Origin of the sequence: Streptomyces sp. NPDC058469, from assembly GCF_042721125.1 — a bacterium.
Taxonomy (GTDB): Bacteria; Actinomycetota; Actinomycetes; order Streptomycetales; family Streptomycetaceae; genus Streptomyces.
Map to the genome: position 1 here is coordinate 64,730 of NZ_JBHXME010000003.1, position 15,280 is coordinate 80,009.

Genomic DNA, 15,280 nt, shown 5'->3' on the forward strand with positions numbered 1-15,280 from the left:
CCCGTAAATGAGAAAGGCCCTACAGGGTTCTCATCTGAGATTGTTATATTGCGCAACCACGCAAGAGAGACGGGAACCCCGCCTCGCCCGACACGGCCGCGCGCCCCTGGCCGCAGCACCGACGGCCTGAACGGCCCGACCGTTATGTGGGAGTGCCAGATGACCGACCTCGGGGACGGCCCCGTGGGACACGCCACGCGCAGCCGCACACGAGGTGTGCCCAGGCCACGTGCGGGTGAGGCCGACGAACCGCTGCCCACCGGCGGCCGGGCCGCCGCCCGCGCCGCGGCCCGGCAGACCCCGCGCGGCGGATCCCGCGCGCGCGGTCGCACCGCCTCGCGCCGCCGCGTCAAGCAGACCCGGGGCGGCAAGCGGGTGTTGAAGATCAGCGCGATATCCCTGTCGGTGCTGATCATGGCGACCGCCGGCGTCGGCTGGTGGTTCTACGAGCACCTGAACGGCAACATCAACAGCGTCGCGATCGACGACGGCGCGGGCGGCAAGGAGAAGGCCGACGCCTTCGGCCGTACGCCGATCAACCTCCTGGTGATGGGCAGCGACGCCCGGAGCAGCGCGACCGACTGCAAGCTCGGCGGCGGCTGCTCGGCGACCGGCGTGCAGACCGGCAACGGCAACGCGGACGTGGAGATGGTGGTGCACATCTCCGCCGACCGCTCCAACGCCACCGTGATGAGCATCCCGCGCGACACCATGACCAACGTCCCCGCCTGCAAGGACCCGGACAGCAGCCAGTCGACACCCGGCTACTACGGCCAGATCAACAGCGCGCTGCAGTACGGCCAGGAGTGCCAGGTCAAGACCGTGCACGCGCTCACCGGTATCACCATCGACCACTTCGTGCAGATGGACTTCTCCGGCGTGGTGAAGATGTCCGACGCGGTCGGCGGCGTCTCGGTGTGCGTCGATGCCGACGTCTACGACACCTACTCGCACCTGAAGCTCGCCAAGGGCACCCACACCCTCAAGGGCAACGCGGCGCTCGAGTTCGTCCGCTCCCGGCACGGCTTCGGCGACGGCAGCGACCTGGGCCGTACGGTCTCCCAGCACCTGTTCCTGAGCGCGATGATCCGCAAGTTCAAGAGCGCCGGCACGCTCACCGACCCCACGGCGGTCTACAACCTGGCCGACGCCGCCACCAAGGCGCTCACCGTGGACACGGGCCTCGGCACCGTCAAGAAACTCATCGGGCTCGCCACGGACCTGGACAAGGTCCCCACGAAGCGCATGACGTTCACCACGATGCAGACCGGCGCCGACCCGAACAACGCCGACCGGGTCGTGCCCGCCACCGCGGCGAAGAGCCTGTTCGCGACCATCGCCAACGACCAGTCGCTCACCAACTCCTCCGGCAAGAAGTCCGCGGCGGCCACCGCGACGGCCACGGCGGTCGCCGTACCCGCCGCCCAGATCGCCGTGACGGTGGAGAACGGCACCAGCATCAGCGGGCGTGCCTCCACGGTCGCCACCTCCTTGATAGACGGCGGCTTCAGCTCCGACACCACCACGGGCAACGCCTCCGTCAGCGCGACCACGAGCACGCTCACCTACGGCACCGGACAGAAGGCCGAGGCCCAGACGGTGGCGAAGGCGATCGGCCTCGGCTCCTCGCACCTCAAGCAGGGCACCGGCACCGGCCTGACCCTGGTGATCGGCACGGACTGGCCCAGCGGCACGGCGTACCCCGGCTCCACCTCGTCCCCGGCCCCCGCCGACACCAAGGCGGCCACCTCCAACGCCCAGGCCTCGACCGCCGACCAGTCGAAGTCCTGCGCCAAGGTCAGCACCTACAAGACGGTCAGCCTCAACGGCGTCCCGATGACCCCGACCCAGGCGTACCGGGCGGCGACCAACAAGAAGGACTCGGCGTCCTGACCGAGAGCTAGAGGGCGGCGGCGGTCCAGGTGATGTGCGGGGGATCGACCCGCGCGCACAGGGGGCCGCCGTTCGCGTCGGTCAGACCGAGCCGGCCGACCAGCAGACCGTCGGGCGCGGCGGCGGCCAGGACGTCCTCGGGCACGGAGTCGAGCATGAGCTTGGCGCGCCGGAACATCGTGAAGAGACCGGCCGCATCGACCGTCCCCCACGACAGATAGACGAACCGCAGACCCATCCGGTGCTGCACATAGGGGCCCGTGACCACGATGCCGTCCGGCGTGGCCTCCGCCGTGCACTCCAGCGTCCAGGTCGCGGACGCGGCGTCTCCCGGCTGTGGGTCGAGGAGTTCGGCCGGCCGGTCCCGGCGCTGCACGGCGACGTGGACGTCGTCGTACGTCGCGACGGGCTTGTCGGCGGGGGCGGGGAAGGTGCGGCCGGGCAGGTCGACGGCGTCGATGCGGAGGTGCATACGGGCCATCATGCAGGGTCCGCCCTTCGTACCCTCAGTCGATCAAGGGGAAGTGGCAGGCGGTGTGACGACCGGAGGCCGTCACAGTCAGCCGGGGTCGTTCCGTGGCGCAGCGCTCACGCGCGTAGGGGCACCGGGTCCGGAACGGGCACCCCGTCGGCTTGTCCACCGGGTTCGGCACCTCGCCGGTGAGCACGATCCGCTCCCGGGGGACCTCATCGGTGAGTGTGCCGTCGTCGATGTCCGGGACCGCCGACAGCAGCGCCTGCGTATAGGGATGCGCGGGCTCCTTGTACAGGGCCTCGGTCTCGGCGAGTTCGACGATCTCGCCGAGATACATGACCGCGATCCGGTCCGACACATGACGGACCACCCCGAGGTCGTGCGCGATGAACACGTAGGTGAGCGCGAACTCCTCCTGCAGATCGGCGAACAGGTTCAACACCTGCGCCTGGATCGACACGTCGAGCGCGGACACCGGCTCGTCCGCGACGATCAGCTTCGGGTTCGTCGCCAACGCCCGGGCGATACCGATGCGTTGACGCTGCCCGCCGGAGAACTCGTGCGGATACCGGTCCAGATGGGCCGCCGCCAGTCCTACGACGTCGAAGAGTTCGGCGACCCGACGGCGCACGGCGGCCCCGTCGCCGTAGCGGTGCACGAGCAGTGGCTCCGCCACGATGTCCCCGGCGCGACGGCGGGGGTTGAGCGAGGCCTGCGGGTCCTGGAACACCAGTTGCATGCCCGGACGTACGGGACGCAGCCGTCGCGTGGACAGGCTGCTGATGTCCCGGCCGTCGAACTCGACCCGGCCGCCGGTGAGTTCGGTGAGCCGGACCAGACAGCGGCCGAGCGTGGACTTGCCGCAGCCCGACTCGCCGACGATGCCGAGCGTCTCACCGGCGCGCACCTCCAACGACACACCGTCCACGGCCCGCAGCACTCTGCGACGCGGGGAGAGTCCGTCCGCGCGCAGGGGGTAGTGCTTGGTGACGTCCGTGGCGCGCAACAGCACCTTGCCGTCGCCCTCCGTCGTGATCTCCTGCGCGGTCACGGTGTCGCCTCTCGTTCCATGTCCGGTACGTCCGTCGCCGTCGCGCGTGAGGTCAGGCGCAGCGAGGCGCGGTCGTCGCCGGGCAGCCAGCAGGCGTCGCGGTGTGCGCTGTCACCGGTGTTCGTCGACAACAGGGGCCGCTCCTCGCACCGTTCGTGCCGCAACCGGCACCGAGGCGCGAACGCGCACCCCTCCGGCAGGCTCCCCGGCGCCACCGGCATCCCCGCGATGGTGGGCAGCCGACGCAGCCGCGGCCCGCCCACGCGGGGCACCGAGTCCAGCAGCCCCCAGGTGTACGGGTGCCGCGGTCCGTGGAACACCGCCCGGCGCGGGCCCTCCTCGGCCGCCCGGCCGCCGTACATGACGAGGACCCGGTCGGCGATCTGTGAGATGACGCCCATGTCGTGCGTGATGAGGACGACGGCCGAGCCCCGCGTGTTCAACTCCCGCATCAGGTCGAGGATCTGGGCCTGGACGGTGACGTCCAGCGCCGTGGTCGGTTCGTCGGCGATCAGCAGTGCGGGGCCGCAGGAGAGGGCCATCGCGATGACCGCGCGCTGGCGCATGCCGCCGGAGAACTCGTGCGGGTAGGCGTTCGCGCGCGAGGCCGCGTCGGGGATGCCGACGTCGGAGAGCAGACGGACGGCACGCGCGTGGGCCTCCTTGCGGGACACCTTCTCGTGCGCCCGGATCTGCTCGGCGATCTGCCAGCCCACGGTGTACACGGGGGTCAGCGCGGTCATCGGGTCCTGGAAGACCATGGCGATCTCCCGGCCCCGCACCGCCCGCATCTCCTTGTCGGGAAGGGTGAGCAAGTCCCGGCCACGGAAGCTGACTTCGCCTTCGACGGTCACGTTCGGACTGGTCAGCAGGCGGAGCACGGCGAGCATCGAGACGCTCTTGCCCGAGCCCGACTCGCCGACGACGCCCAGGATTTCGCCGGGGGACACCGAGAAGGACAGGCCGTCGACGACGGTGACGGAGCCTCGGCGGGTGCGGAAGGACACCCTCAAGTCGCGTACGTCCAGCAGAGGTTGGTCAGACATGGCGGGCCCTCGGGTCGAGTCGGGCGTACAGGATGTCCACCAGCGCGTTGGCGAGGACCACGAAGAACGCCGCGTACAGGACGGTCCCCATGATCACGGGCAGGTCCAGGTTCTGCAGGGCGTCGAAGGTGAGCTTGCCGATGCCGGGGAGGCCGAAGACCACCTCGGTGAGCAGTGCGGCGCCGCCCACGAGCGCGCCGAAGTCCAGGCCGAACAGCGACACGATCGGGATCAGGGAGCAGCGCAGGGCGTGCCGGATCAGGATGCGCCGCTCGGAGAGGCCCTTGGCCCGCGCGGTGCGGACGTAGTCCTCGGTCAGCGCGGTGACGACCTCGCCGCGCAGCAGCCGGGCGTAGATCCCGGCATACAGCAGCGCGAGGGTCAGCCAGGGGAAGAGCAGGTGCAGGGCCCACTGGCCGGGGTCGTGGCTGAGGTCGACGTAGCCCGGTGGCGGTACCCAGGAGAAGACCGAACTGTGCAGCTGTTTCTGGGTGATGAGGTTGACGACCTCGCCGAGCCAGTAGGCAGGCAGCGAGACCCCGACCACGCCGACGAGCATGATCAGCGGGTCGGCCGCCTTGCCGCGCAGGGCCGCCGCGGCGGTGCCCATGACGATGCCCGCCGTCATCCAGATCAGCGCGGCGCCGATGACGAGCGACAGGGTCACCGGGGTGGCCTGCACGATCTGCGGGATGACGCGGGAGCCGCGGTTGACGAACGACTCCAGGTCGCGGTCGATCAGCAGGTGACGCATCATCAGCAAGTAGCGGATGGGCATCGGGCGGTCGAGGCCGAAGGAGTGCCGCACCTGGGCGAGCGTGGCCGGGTCGGCATTGCGCCCGGCGATACGGGCGGCGGGGTCGACTCCCGGTGTGGCGAAGAAGATCAGGAAGACCAGCACACTGATCGCGAACATCACCAGCAGAGCGGACGCGAAGCGCTTCACGATGAACCGGAGCATCAGATTCACACCCCTCCGCGCAGCCGGGCGCCCGGGTCGAGCGCGTCCCGCACCCCGTCGCCGAGGACGTTGAGCGCCGCCGTGGTCAGCGCGATCAGCAGGCCGGGCGCGATCGTCACGGCGGGCCGGGTGTAGAGCAGCCCGAGTCCGTCCTCGATGATCGTGCCCCAACTGGCGTCCGGCGGCTGGACACCGACGGACAGGAAGGACAGCGCCGACTCGGTCAGCATGGCCAGCGCGGTCATCAGCGGTACGAACACGATCGCCGTGGGCAGCACGTTCGGCAGGACCTCGCGGCGCAGGATGCGCACGGTCGGCGCCCCGGACCCGATGGCCGCCTGGATGTACTCCTTGTTGCGCAGCACCAGCACCTGACCGCGCAACGGCCTTGCGATGTACGGCACATAGATCGCCGCGATGATCGCGATCGGCAGCCAGAGACTTCCCGCCTCCACCGTGAGCGGCCCGAGATGCAGCCCGTCGGTTAGGAGAACGACCGAGAGGCAGATCGCCAGCAGGTACACCGGGAACGCCCAAATGACGTCCAGGACACGGGAGATGACGGCGTCCACTGCGCCGCCCGCGTACCCGGCGACGACTCCGACGACCGTACCGAGGGCGCAGGTGAGCAGCGCCGCGGTGAACCCGATGAACAGGCTCGTCCGGCCGCCGTAGAGCAGGCGGGCCATGACGTCGCGGCCCTGGTTGTCGGCGCCGAGGAAATAGTGGGCGGGGTCCCAGGTCGGCCCGATCGGGGTGACGCCGAGGCCGAGGCCGGTGCTGCTCGGGGTGAGCACCGGCACGGTCCTGCCGCCGACGACCGTGGTGCCGGAGACGTGGGACTGGAAGGGGTCGGTGTGGGCGATGTGGTGGGCGTACAGCGGCGCGCACAGGGTCGCCAGGACGACGAGGAAGAGGACGACGGCCGCGGCCAGCGCCGACCTGTTGTGCAGGAGGTCGGCGCCGGCCGTCCGCCAGGGGCCCGGTGAGCGCCGGACCTCCGCGATGGCCAACTCGGGTACGGCGGTGCTCACTTGACCCACGTCTGGCCCACGAGCATGTAGAACTGCTTGCTGAACCGGTAGTTGCCCAGGCGCTTCGACGTGAAGTCGATGATCTTCGGGTTGATGAGCGGGACGACCGGCGACTGCTGCATGATCGCCTGGTCGATCGCGCCCCACTGCTTGTTCGCCGCCGTCGGGTCGGTCTGCGCGGTCTTCAGCGCGGTCTGCATCTTGGCGTCGATGCCCTGGTCGCAGAAGCCCGAGATGTTGATGCTGGAGTCGCTGCCGGGGTGGTAAGCGGCGCAGGACAGCAGCACGTTGAGGAAGTCCGAGGCCGCCGGATAGTCCTGGTACCAGGACGTCAGGGCGAGTTGGACCTTGTTCTTCGTGTTCTGGATGTAGGTGAACTGGATGTTCGCCGACAGCGGCTTCAGCGTCGCCTTGTAGCCGAGCTGGGTGAGCAGGCTCTGCAGGTACTGCCCGATCGACTTGTTGACGTCGTCGTCCTGCACGACGATGCCGACCGCCTGCCCCGCCGTACCGGACTGCTTCACCAGCGCCTTGGCCTTGGCGAGGTCGGCGGCCTTCCAGGTCGTGCCGCCGCCCTTGGTGTAGTCGCACGAGTCGACGTGCCCGGGGAAGCCCGGCGGCAGGATCGTGCACGCGGGGGAGGCGAGGTTGGTGCCGCCGTACAGCCGCACCACGGCGGACCGGTCGACGGCGTAGTTGATGGCCTGGCGCGCCAACTTGTTGTTGAACGGGGCCATGTTGACGTTCAGCGTCGTGTAGTAGAACGCGGTCAGCGGGTTCACATGGGCCTGGGACGTGTACTTGGTGCCGATCTCGTTGAGCCGGTCGGCGGGCGGCGGGTCGAACATCCAGTCCGCCTGGCCGTTCTCCACGGCGGTGACCTCGGATTCGACGGTCTGCCCGAAGGTGTAGTCGATCTGGTCCGGGTACCCCTGCGGTTCGGCCTCTCGCGACCACTCCTTGAAGTGCGGGTTGCGCACCAGCTTCAGCGCGCGGTTCGGGTCGTAGGAGGCCGCCGTGTACGGGCCGGTCGTCGGCAGCGGCTTGGTGCCCGCGTCCTTCGTCGGCGAGTCCTTCGGCACGATGCTGGCGTGCGGGACGGCCAGTTTGTACGGGAACTCCGAGTCCGGTGCCGTCAGGTTGATGGTGACCGTGTTCGCCTTCGCGTCGCCGGTCACCCCGCCCTTGAGCGTGCAGGACGCGGGCGTCTTCAAGCAGGTGGTGGCGCCGACGATGCCGTTGTAGAAGGTGCCGGCGGTGGGGCTGGAGACCTTGAAGATGCGTTGGAACGACGCCACCACGTCATCGGTGGTCAGCGCCTTGCCGTTGGAGAAGCTGATGCCCTTGCGGAGCGTGAAGGTGTACGTCTTGCCGCCGTTGGTGACCTTCGGCAGCGCCACGGCGAGGTCCGGCACGACCGTGAACGACTCCTGGCCGCCGACCTTCTTGAAGGAGAGCAGCCCGTCGTACATCGACTGGTACAACTGCCAGTACTGCAACGTGTAGTTGACCTGCGGATCAAGGCTGCCGGCGGCCGCGTGGGCGACGAGCTTCAGCGTCCCGCCCTTGTGCTGCGGCTGGAACGCGGAGGAGCCGGACGCCGACGAGGACGTGGACGTGGCCGGGTCGGAGGAGCCGCTGCCGGAGGACGAACAGGCGGCGGTGGTCAGGGCGAGGGCGACGGTGGCGGCGGCGAACGCGCCTCGTCTCGTGGTGCGGGACATCCAGGGAACTCCCGTCGGGGGAACGGCTGTTGGGTCGGCCGGAGAATCAGGCGGCGGATCGGTCGAGGGGCCGGTCGAGGGATCCGCCGGTGGATCAGTCGGTGGAGTCGAGGAACGTGCCCACGACCCGGAGGTAGAGCTCTTCCTCCTCGACGTGCGGCATGTGGCTGGAGCGCTCGAACATGTGCCAGCGCACGTCGGGGATGTGGTCGGCGAACGGGCGCAGCGTCTCGGGAGTCGCCTCGTCGTACCGGCCGGACACCAGCAGGGTCGGTGCCTTGACCAGATGCAGCCGGTCGATCACGGACCAGTCCTTCATGGTGCCGACGACATGGAACTCGTTCGGCCCGTTCATCGTGTGGTAGACGGTCGGGTCGGCCGCGATGTTCTCCCAAGTCGCCTGCACCTCGGGCGGGTTGGGGGTCAGCCGGCACACATGGCGCTCGTTGAAGACCTGCTCGGCGGCGAGGTAGTCCGGGTGGTCGGTGGTCCCGGCGGCCTCGTGGGCGAGCAGGGTGCGCTGGACCTCGGGCGGAAGTTGGCCACGCAGTTCGGCCGCCGCCGCCAGCCACAGCTCCATGGACGCGGGGGAGTTGGCGATGACCAGACCGCGCAGCCCGGCCGGCCGGCGTACGGCGTGCTCCGCGGCGAGCATGCCGCCCCAGGACTGGCCGAGGAGGTGATAGGCGTCGGCGATGCCCAACGCCTTGAGGAGGTTGTCGAGTTCGTCGAGGAAGAGCTGGACGGTCCAGAAGTCCGCGCCCTCGTCGGGCAGATGGGTGGACAGCCCGGTGCCGACCTGGTCGTAGTGCACCACCGGGCGGCCCTGCTCGGCGATGCCCGCGATGCTGAGCGTGTAGTTGTGACCGGCGCCGGGTCCGCCGTGCAGGACGACCAGGGGGGTCCTGCCGGGTTCGCCCGTGATCCGGTACCAGGTGGACCGGCCGTTGAAGTCGACGGTGCCGGTGTGGTTCGGTTCGGGGATCGCCACGCGGATGCCTCCCAGGCAGGCCGTTGAACAGGCGGGATCGCGGCCGGTCGTCGGACGGGACGAGGAGCTGAGACGAAGGCCGGGACGAAAAAGGGTGGGACGGATGGCTGCGATAGTGATTGGGTAAAAGGTCAGCGCACAAGACCTTTTAGCGGGGACTGGGCAAGACGTAACGGCGAGTTCACGTGGCCCGCCCGCGTTTACAGAAGCGGCACTGAAGGGGGAGGACAGCTGACATCCGTACCTGAGGCATCCGAAGCGGGGGACGAGTTCTCCCGCGTGCTCGACCGCGTCCTCCTCGGCGGCTCCCCGACCTCCGCGCTGCGCCCGGTGCGGGTGGCCTCGGCGGTCGACGAGGTGTCCGACCGGCTGCTCACCGCGATCGCCGTCGGCGACTTCCTGCCCGGCGAACGGCTGCCCGCCGAGCGTGAACTCACCAGGCTGCTGCGGGTCAGTCGCCCCACCGTGCGCGAGGCGGTCGCCCGCCTCCAGGCCGTCGGCGTCGTCGAGATCCGCCGCGGCCGCAACGGCGGGACCTACGTCCGCGACAGCTGGACCGAGTCGACGGCGGCCGCCGTCCGGCACACCCTGCTGCCCCGCTGGGAGGAGTTCGAGCAACTCTTCGACCTGCGCGGCCTGGTCGAGGGCATGGTCGCCGCGACGGCGGCCCGGCGCCGTAACGCCAAAGACCTGCAACCCATGCGGGACGCCCTGTCCGCGTACCTCTCCGCGAACACCCAGCGCGACGCACACACCGCGGACAGCGCCTTCCACCAGGCCGTCCGCGCCGCCACCGGCAACCCGCAGATCGTCATGCTCAGCCAGGACCTGCTCGCCCGGATCAGCCTCGGCTTCCCGGTCGAACCCTGGGGCAAGGGCGAGCAGGCCCACTTCCACCAGGGCGGCGAGGACCACAAGGCCCTGTACGAGGCCATCGCGGCGGGCGAGCCCGAGCGCGCCGAGGAGATCGCCCGGGGCCACTTCACGATCAGCGCCGACCTGATCCGTGACGTGCTGGCGAGGGTCCGGGCGCACTAGAACGGCGTGTGGGCGCGGCGGCGGCCGTACTCCTCGCTATGTTCTGTCACAACATCAGACATTCGGAGCAAAAATGCCAAAAACGGATGAGCTGCTTGATGTGACGGAGACGGTGCTCCCGGCCGCCGTCCGCCCACCCGAGCGACGGCGCCGCGTCCTCCGCAGACCCCCGCCGACCACGGCGCTCGTCATCGCGCTCGGCCTGGCGGCGGCGGCCCTCGTGCTGTCGGGCACGCCGTGGCTGAACGACCCCGCCGTGGCGGCCTGGCGCACCGTCTGCCTGGCCATCACCGTGCAGGCCCTGCCCTTCCTCCTCCTGGGCACCGCCCTGTCCGGGGCCATCAACGCCTTCGTCCCGGCCGACCTGTTCACCAAGGTGCTGCCCAAGCGGGCCGCGCTCGCCGTCCCCGTCGCGGGCATCGCGGGCGTGGTCCTGCCGGGCTGCGAATGCGCGTCCGTGCCGGTCGCGAACAGCCTGATCCGCCGGGGCGTCACCCCGGCCGCCGCCTTCGCCTTCCTGCTCTCGGCACCCGCGATCAACCCGATCGTGCTGACCGCCACCGCCGTCGCCTTCCCGGCCAGCCCCGCCATGGTGCTGGCCCGGCTCCTCGCCTCGCTCGCCACCGCCGCCGTCATGGGCTGGCTCTGGCTCTGGCTCGGTCGCGAGGAGTGGCTGCGTCCGGTCGTACGGCACACCGGACACCAGTCGGGGCAGAGCCGCTTCACGGAGTTCCGGCTCGGTTTCCAGCACGACTTCCTGCACGCCGGCGGTTTCCTCGTGCTGGGCGCCATGGCCGCGGCCACCTTCAACGTGACCGTCCCGCGCTCCGTCCTCGACACCTTCTCCGGCTCGCCCTGGCTGTCCGTGCTCTTCCTCGCCGCACTCGCCGTCGTCCTCGCGGTCTGCTCCGAGGCCGACGCCTTCGTCGCCGCCTCGCTCACCGGGTTCTCGCCCACCGCGCGGCTGGCCTTCATGGTCGTGGGCCCGATGGTCGACCTGAAGCTGATCGCCCTTCAGGCGGGCACCTTCGGCCGGGCGTTCGCGGTGCGTTTCTCCACCGCGACCACCGTCGTGGCCGTGGCCGCCAGCGTCCTGATCGGAGGCGCCCTGCTGTGAAGCGCACCGCCCAAGTACTGCTCCTGGTCCTGACCGGCCTGGGCCTCCTGCACACCGCCCTCTTCACCGACCTCTACCTGCGCTACGTCAAGGAGGGCCTGCGCCCGCTCCTGATCATCTCCGGCGCCCTCCTCCTGCTACTGGGCCTGGCCCACGCGGCGTTCGACCGCGACCGCGGCGACGCGGAGGCCCACGACCACGACCATGCCGACGACCACGGCCATGGACACGACCACTCCACCGCCCCCCGCATCGCCTGGCTGCTCTTCCTCCCCGCGCTCAGCCTCCTCTTCTACGCCCCACCCGCCCTCGGTGCCTACACGGCCTCCCACGCGGGCAGCGAGGCCGTCAAACAGCAGAAGGGGTTCGCCGCACTGCCCGCGACCTCACCGCTGCCGATGACCCTCACGGACTTCACCACCCGGGTCCAGCAGGACAAGGCGCTGGCCATCAAGGGGCGCAGCGTCGAGATGACCGGGTTCGCGACGCCGGTCCGGGGCGGCGGCTGGGACCTGACCCGGATCATCTTCACCTGCTGCGCGGCGGACGCCCAGACCGTCAAGGTCCACATGTACGGCACCCCGGCCCCGCCCGCCAACACCTGGCTGGCCGTCACCGGAACCTGGCACACCCAGGGTGCGCTCGGCACGCGAACCGCGGCGGCGGCCCTCGACGTCCACGGCACCCGGCCCATCGCCCAACCGGTCAACGCCTTCACGGACGACCTGCCCCTCACCCCGTCCTGAGACCGTCCTGAGAACGTGAACTCCGGTCGGCAGCAGGGGTGTTGGGTGTCCCCTCTGCTGGTTTCTCCCATGGGGTTCATGTCCCGAACTCCTGGTATATCCGAGAGTTAACGGGTCATTGGGGCACATGCGGTGTGAAGGCATGGTCGACGTGTAAATCATCTTGTCATGGACCTGCGATCCGACGGGCGGATCGCGGTCTCATGGAGGTGTTGGATGCACCGCAGACTCGCCACCGGTCTCGCCGCCTCGACTCTGGCTCTGGCAGCCATCGTCGCCACCGCGACAGCCGCCACCGCCGCCCCCGCCGACAAGCCCCAGGTCCTTTCGAGCTGGACCCAGACCAGCGCGTCGAGCCACAACCTCTGGGCCGCGGCCCGCGCCAACCAAACCGCCTGGTCCGCCTACGAGTTCGACTGGTCCACCGACTACTGCTCCGACTCGCCGGACAACCCCTTCGGCTTCCCCTTCGCCACCTCCTGCGCCCGCCACGACTTCGGCTACCGCAACTACAAGGCCGCGAACGCCTTCAGCGCCAACAAGTCGCGGCTCGACAGCGCCTTCTACGAAGACCTCAAGCGCGTGTGCACCGGCTACAGCGGTGCCACAGCGACCACCTGCAACAGCACGGCGTGGACGTACTACCAGGCCGTCAAGGTCTTCGGCTGACGGACCGCAACCGGTACGGCGGTGCGGGACGTCGACCTTCGGCGTCCCGCATCTCGCCGTCCGGCATGGAGTGGGCACCGCGACGACCGATGAGTTCGGGCGGCGCGGAAGGTCTACCTGACATGACTGACAAAGTGATCTCAGGAATGTCCATGTCCCTGGACGGCTTCATCACCGCCCCGGACGACACCCGCGCCAACCCCCTGGGCGTCGGCGGCGAACGCCTGCACCGATGGGTCCAGGAAATGGACGACACCGACGCCCGGGTCCTCGCCGAGATGGCCGACGGCGTCGGCGCGGTCCTCATGGGTCGGCATTCCTACGACGTGTGCGAAGGCGACGGAGGCTGGGGCGACGGAGGGCCCGTGGGGAAGGTCCCCTGTGTCGTGCTCACCCACAGCGCCCCCGATCCGGCGGACGTCGTCGCCCCCGACGTGTTCACCTTCGTCACCGACGGCATCGAGTCCGCGGTGGCCTGCGCCAAGGAGACCGCCGCCGGCGGCGACGTCGGGGTCCACGGTGCGAGCGTTGCCCAACACGCCCTGAACGCCGGTCTGTTGGACGAGGTGCACATCATGCTCGTCCCCGTGCTGCTGGGCGCGGGCAAGCGGCTCTTCGACCACCTCGGCGGTCCCGTCGAACTCCGCAGGCTCTGGACGCGCGAGTCGCCGGACATCACCCACCTGCGCTTCGAAGTCCTGACTAAACGCTGACCGGGTGTCTGGGGCGGCCCGGCGCGGCTCTGCCGTCACACGGCGACGACCCGCACCCCTGCCTCCTCGAACCGCCGCACCATGTCCGCCCCCACCCCTGCATCCGTCACCAGCGTGTTCACCGACTCGGCCGAGCAGATCCGGGCGAACGCCCGCTGGCCGAGCTTGCTGGAGTCGGCCGCGACGATCACGCGCTCGGCGTGCTCGCACAGCAGCCGGTTGATCGCGGCCTCCGCCTCGTCGTGGGCCGCCGCGCCGTGCGTCACGTCGAAGGCCACCACACCGAGCACCGCGACATCGACGGTGATCTGCGAGAGCACCCCGTCGGCGAGCGGTCCGACGAGTTCGTACGACTGCGGGCGCGCGACCCCGCCGGTCAGCACGATCTTGAACTGGGGCCGTACGGCAAGCTCGTTGGCGATGTTGAGCGCGTTGGTCACGATGGTCAGCGCCGGCGTTCCGGAGGTGAGGTCGCTGCGCACGGCCAGGGCGCGGGCCACCTCCGTGGTCGTCGTACCGCCGGTCAGGCCCACCGCCTCGCCGGGCGCGACGAGTTCGGCCACCGCCTTGGCGATGCGCTGCTTCTCGGAGGCGTGCCGGGCGGTCTTGTAGCGCAACGGCAGTTCGTACGACACCCCGTGCACGACGGCGCCGCCCCGGGTGCGCACCAGCATCTGCTGCTCGGCGAGTTGGTCGAAGTCACGGCGGATCGTGGCGGCCGACACCGCGAGGTCGGCGGCCGCCTCCTCGACGTCCAGCCGGCCGCGCTCGACGAGCAGCTCCAGCAGCGTCTTCCAGCGGGCGTCGCGCGACATCCGCACTCTCCGTTCCTCGATTCTCCGCGACCCTAGCGCACGCTCCCTTGGTTCAATTGCTTGATTGTGCTCGAAAGCTCGCTATATCTTGCAGGAACAAGCATCAACGGGGAGGGGTACGGCATGACCTATGTCGAGGACGAGCTGAACAGCCAGCCGGAGTGCTGGATACGCGCCGCGTTGGAGGCGCCGGGATATCGGGACGCGCTGCCGGCGCCGGGGGAGCGGGTCGCGATCGTCGGCTGCGGCACCTCGTACTTCATGGCCCAGGCCATCGCCGCCCTGCGCGAGGGGGCGGGCCAGGGCGAGACCGACGCCTTCGCCGCCTCGGAGTTCCCGCACGGTCGCTCGTACGACCGGGTCCTCGCCCTCACCCGCTCCGGCACCACCACCGAAGTGCTGGAACTCCTGCGGGAGCTGAGGGGGCGGGCCCGCACCACCGCGATCACCGCCGACCCGCACACGCCCGTCATGACGGCCGCCGACCAGGTGGTCGTGCTCGACTTCGCCGACGAACGGTCCGTCGTGCAGACCCGGTTCGCGACCACCGCTGTCACCCTGCTCCGCGCCCACCTGGGCCTGCACACCGACGCCGTGGTCGCCGACGCCCACACCGCACTCGCCGCCGAACTGCCCCAACAACTCGTCGCCTGCACGCAGTTCACCTTCCTCGGTCGCGGCTGGACCGTCGGGCTCGCCAACGAGGCCGGGCTCAAGATGCGGGAGGCCTCACTGTCCTGGACCGAGGCCTACCCGGCGATGGAGTACCGGCACGGACCGATCAGCATCACCACCCACGGCACCGCCACCTGGATGCTCGGCGAGGCGCCCGAGGGACTCGCCCAACAGGTGGTCGCCACCGGCGGGTTGTGGATCGAGGGCGGTCTCGACCCCCTCGCCGAACTCGTCCGCGCCCAGCGCCTGGCGGTCGCCGTCGCCGCGTACCGAGACCTCGACCCCGACCGGCCGCGCCACCTCACCCGCTCGGTGATCCTCGCCCCCTGAAG

At 70.0% G+C, this 15,280-nt stretch carries 15 protein-coding genes; 7 read left to right on the forward strand and 8 right to left on the reverse strand.

Annotated elements, in window-relative coordinates; translation table 11 throughout:
- The first annotated feature begins 159 nt into the window (after positions 1–159).
- Positions 160–1,893, forward strand: a complete 1,734-nt coding sequence (locus tag ACFWP5_RS02720; protein ID WP_384149199.1) for an LCP family protein — start codon at positions 160–162, stop codon at positions 1,891–1,893.
- Positions 1,894–1,900: 7 nt separating this feature from the next.
- On the opposite strand, the gene ACFWP5_RS02725 is transcribed toward ACFWP5_RS02720, so the two are convergent.
- The 7 genes from ACFWP5_RS02725 to ACFWP5_RS02755 form a co-directional block, all read right to left on the reverse strand.
- Positions 1,901–2,365, reverse strand: a complete 465-nt coding sequence (locus ACFWP5_RS02725) for a DUF5990 family protein (protein ID WP_384149201.1) — start codon at positions 2,363–2,365, stop codon at positions 1,901–1,903.
- Positions 2,366–2,399: 34 nt separating this feature from the next.
- The gene (locus ACFWP5_RS02730; protein ID WP_384149203.1) at positions 2,400–3,419 is read right to left on the reverse strand and encodes an ABC transporter ATP-binding protein; all 1,020 of its coding nucleotides are present in this window, start codon (positions 3,417–3,419) and stop codon (positions 2,400–2,402) included.
- Positions 3,416–4,465 carry an ABC transporter ATP-binding protein gene (locus tag ACFWP5_RS02735; RefSeq protein WP_384149205.1) on the reverse strand — a complete coding sequence of 350 codons (1,050 nt, stop codon included), beginning with the start codon at positions 4,463–4,465 and terminating at the stop codon, positions 3,416–3,418. Before ACFWP5_RS02735 ends, ACFWP5_RS02730 begins: the two co-directional genes overlap by 4 nt.
- Positions 4,458–5,426, reverse strand: coding sequence for an ABC transporter permease (locus ACFWP5_RS02740; protein ID WP_384149207.1), 969 nt, complete (start codon positions 5,424–5,426; stop codon positions 4,458–4,460). Before ACFWP5_RS02740 ends, ACFWP5_RS02735 begins: the two co-directional genes overlap by 8 nt.
- A gap of 5 nt (positions 5,427–5,431) precedes the next feature.
- The gene (locus ACFWP5_RS02745) at positions 5,432–6,460 is read right to left on the reverse strand and encodes an ABC transporter permease (protein ID WP_384149209.1); all 1,029 of its coding nucleotides are present in this window, start codon (positions 6,458–6,460) and stop codon (positions 5,432–5,434) included.
- Positions 6,457–8,184 (reverse strand): ABC transporter substrate-binding protein, encoded by a 1,728-nt coding sequence (locus ACFWP5_RS02750; RefSeq protein WP_384149211.1) that lies wholly within the window; start codon positions 8,182–8,184, stop codon positions 6,457–6,459. Before ACFWP5_RS02750 ends, ACFWP5_RS02745 begins: the two co-directional genes overlap by 4 nt.
- Before the next feature lie 94 nt (positions 8,185–8,278).
- A complete protein-coding gene (locus ACFWP5_RS02755) occupies positions 8,279–9,175 on the reverse strand; it encodes a proline iminopeptidase-family hydrolase (RefSeq protein ID WP_384149213.1) in 897 nt (298 codons plus the stop codon).
- A 279-nt stretch (positions 9,176–9,454) separates the two neighbouring features.
- Here ACFWP5_RS02755 and ACFWP5_RS02760 point away from each other — a divergent pair, with 279 nt between their 5' ends.
- The 5 genes from ACFWP5_RS02760 to ACFWP5_RS02780 all read left to right on the forward strand — a co-directional run bounded on the left by ACFWP5_RS02760 (position 9,455) and on the right by ACFWP5_RS02780 (position 13,458).
- Entirely contained in the window at positions 9,455–10,213 is a 759-nt protein-coding gene (locus ACFWP5_RS02760) for a FadR/GntR family transcriptional regulator (protein ID WP_384149215.1), read from the forward strand.
- Positions 10,214–10,286: 73 nt separating this feature from the next.
- Positions 10,287–11,330 carry a permease gene (locus ACFWP5_RS02765; protein ID WP_384149217.1) on the forward strand — a complete coding sequence of 348 codons (1,044 nt, stop codon included), beginning with the start codon at positions 10,287–10,289 and terminating at the stop codon, positions 11,328–11,330.
- Entirely contained in the window at positions 11,327–12,076 is a 750-nt protein-coding gene (locus tag ACFWP5_RS02770) for a TIGR03943 family putative permease subunit (RefSeq protein WP_384149219.1), read from the forward strand. The genes ACFWP5_RS02765 and ACFWP5_RS02770 overlap by 4 nt, the downstream gene beginning before the upstream one ends.
- 216 nt (positions 12,077–12,292) lie before the next feature.
- On the forward strand, positions 12,293–12,745 hold the full coding sequence (locus ACFWP5_RS02775) for a phospholipase (RefSeq protein WP_384149221.1): 453 nt from the start codon (positions 12,293–12,295) through the stop codon (positions 12,743–12,745).
- A 122-nt stretch (positions 12,746–12,867) separates the two neighbouring features.
- Positions 12,868–13,458, forward strand: coding sequence for a dihydrofolate reductase family protein (locus ACFWP5_RS02780; RefSeq protein WP_384149223.1), 591 nt, complete (start codon positions 12,868–12,870; stop codon positions 13,456–13,458).
- Positions 13,459–13,493: 35 nt separating this feature from the next.
- Here ACFWP5_RS02780 and ACFWP5_RS02785 read toward each other — a convergent pair whose 3' ends face one another.
- On the reverse strand, positions 13,494–14,273 hold the full coding sequence (locus tag ACFWP5_RS02785) for a DeoR/GlpR family DNA-binding transcription regulator (RefSeq protein WP_384149225.1): 780 nt from the start codon (positions 14,271–14,273) through the stop codon (positions 13,494–13,496).
- Between the two features lie 123 nt (positions 14,274–14,396).
- Between ACFWP5_RS02785 and ACFWP5_RS02790 the strand changes: the two genes are divergently transcribed.
- Positions 14,397–15,278, forward strand: a complete 882-nt coding sequence (locus ACFWP5_RS02790; RefSeq protein WP_384149227.1) for an SIS domain-containing protein — start codon at positions 14,397–14,399, stop codon at positions 15,276–15,278.
- The last annotated feature ends 2 nt before the right edge of the window (positions 15,279–15,280 follow it).

Coding starts and splice junctions, on each gene's coding strand:
- ACFWP5_RS02775 (WP_384149221.1), top strand. CDS start 12,293: ATGCACCGCAGACTCGCCACCGGTCTCGCCGCCTCGACTCTGGCTCTG.
- ACFWP5_RS02765 (WP_384149217.1), top strand. CDS start 10,287: ATGCCAAAAACGGATGAGCTGCTTGATGTGACGGAGACGGTGCTCCCG.
- ACFWP5_RS02790 (WP_384149227.1), top strand. CDS start 14,397: ATGACCTATGTCGAGGACGAGCTGAACAGCCAGCCGGAGTGCTGGATA.
- ACFWP5_RS02735 (WP_384149205.1), bottom strand. CDS start 4,465: ATGTCTGACCAACCTCTGCTGGACGTACGCGACTTGAGGGTGTCCTTC.
- ACFWP5_RS02725 (WP_384149201.1), bottom strand. CDS start 2,365: ATGCACCTCCGCATCGACGCCGTCGACCTGCCCGGCCGCACCTTCCCC.
- ACFWP5_RS02720 (WP_384149199.1), top strand. CDS start 160: ATGACCGACCTCGGGGACGGCCCCGTGGGACACGCCACGCGCAGCCGC.
- ACFWP5_RS02750 (WP_384149211.1), bottom strand. CDS start 8,184: ATGTCCCGCACCACGAGACGAGGCGCGTTCGCCGCCGCCACCGTCGCC.
- ACFWP5_RS02740 (WP_384149207.1), bottom strand. CDS start 5,426: ATGCTCCGGTTCATCGTGAAGCGCTTCGCGTCCGCTCTGCTGGTGATG.
- ACFWP5_RS02780 (WP_384149223.1), top strand. CDS start 12,868: ATGACTGACAAAGTGATCTCAGGAATGTCCATGTCCCTGGACGGCTTC.
- ACFWP5_RS02785 (WP_384149225.1), bottom strand. CDS start 14,273: ATGTCGCGCGACGCCCGCTGGAAGACGCTGCTGGAGCTGCTCGTCGAG.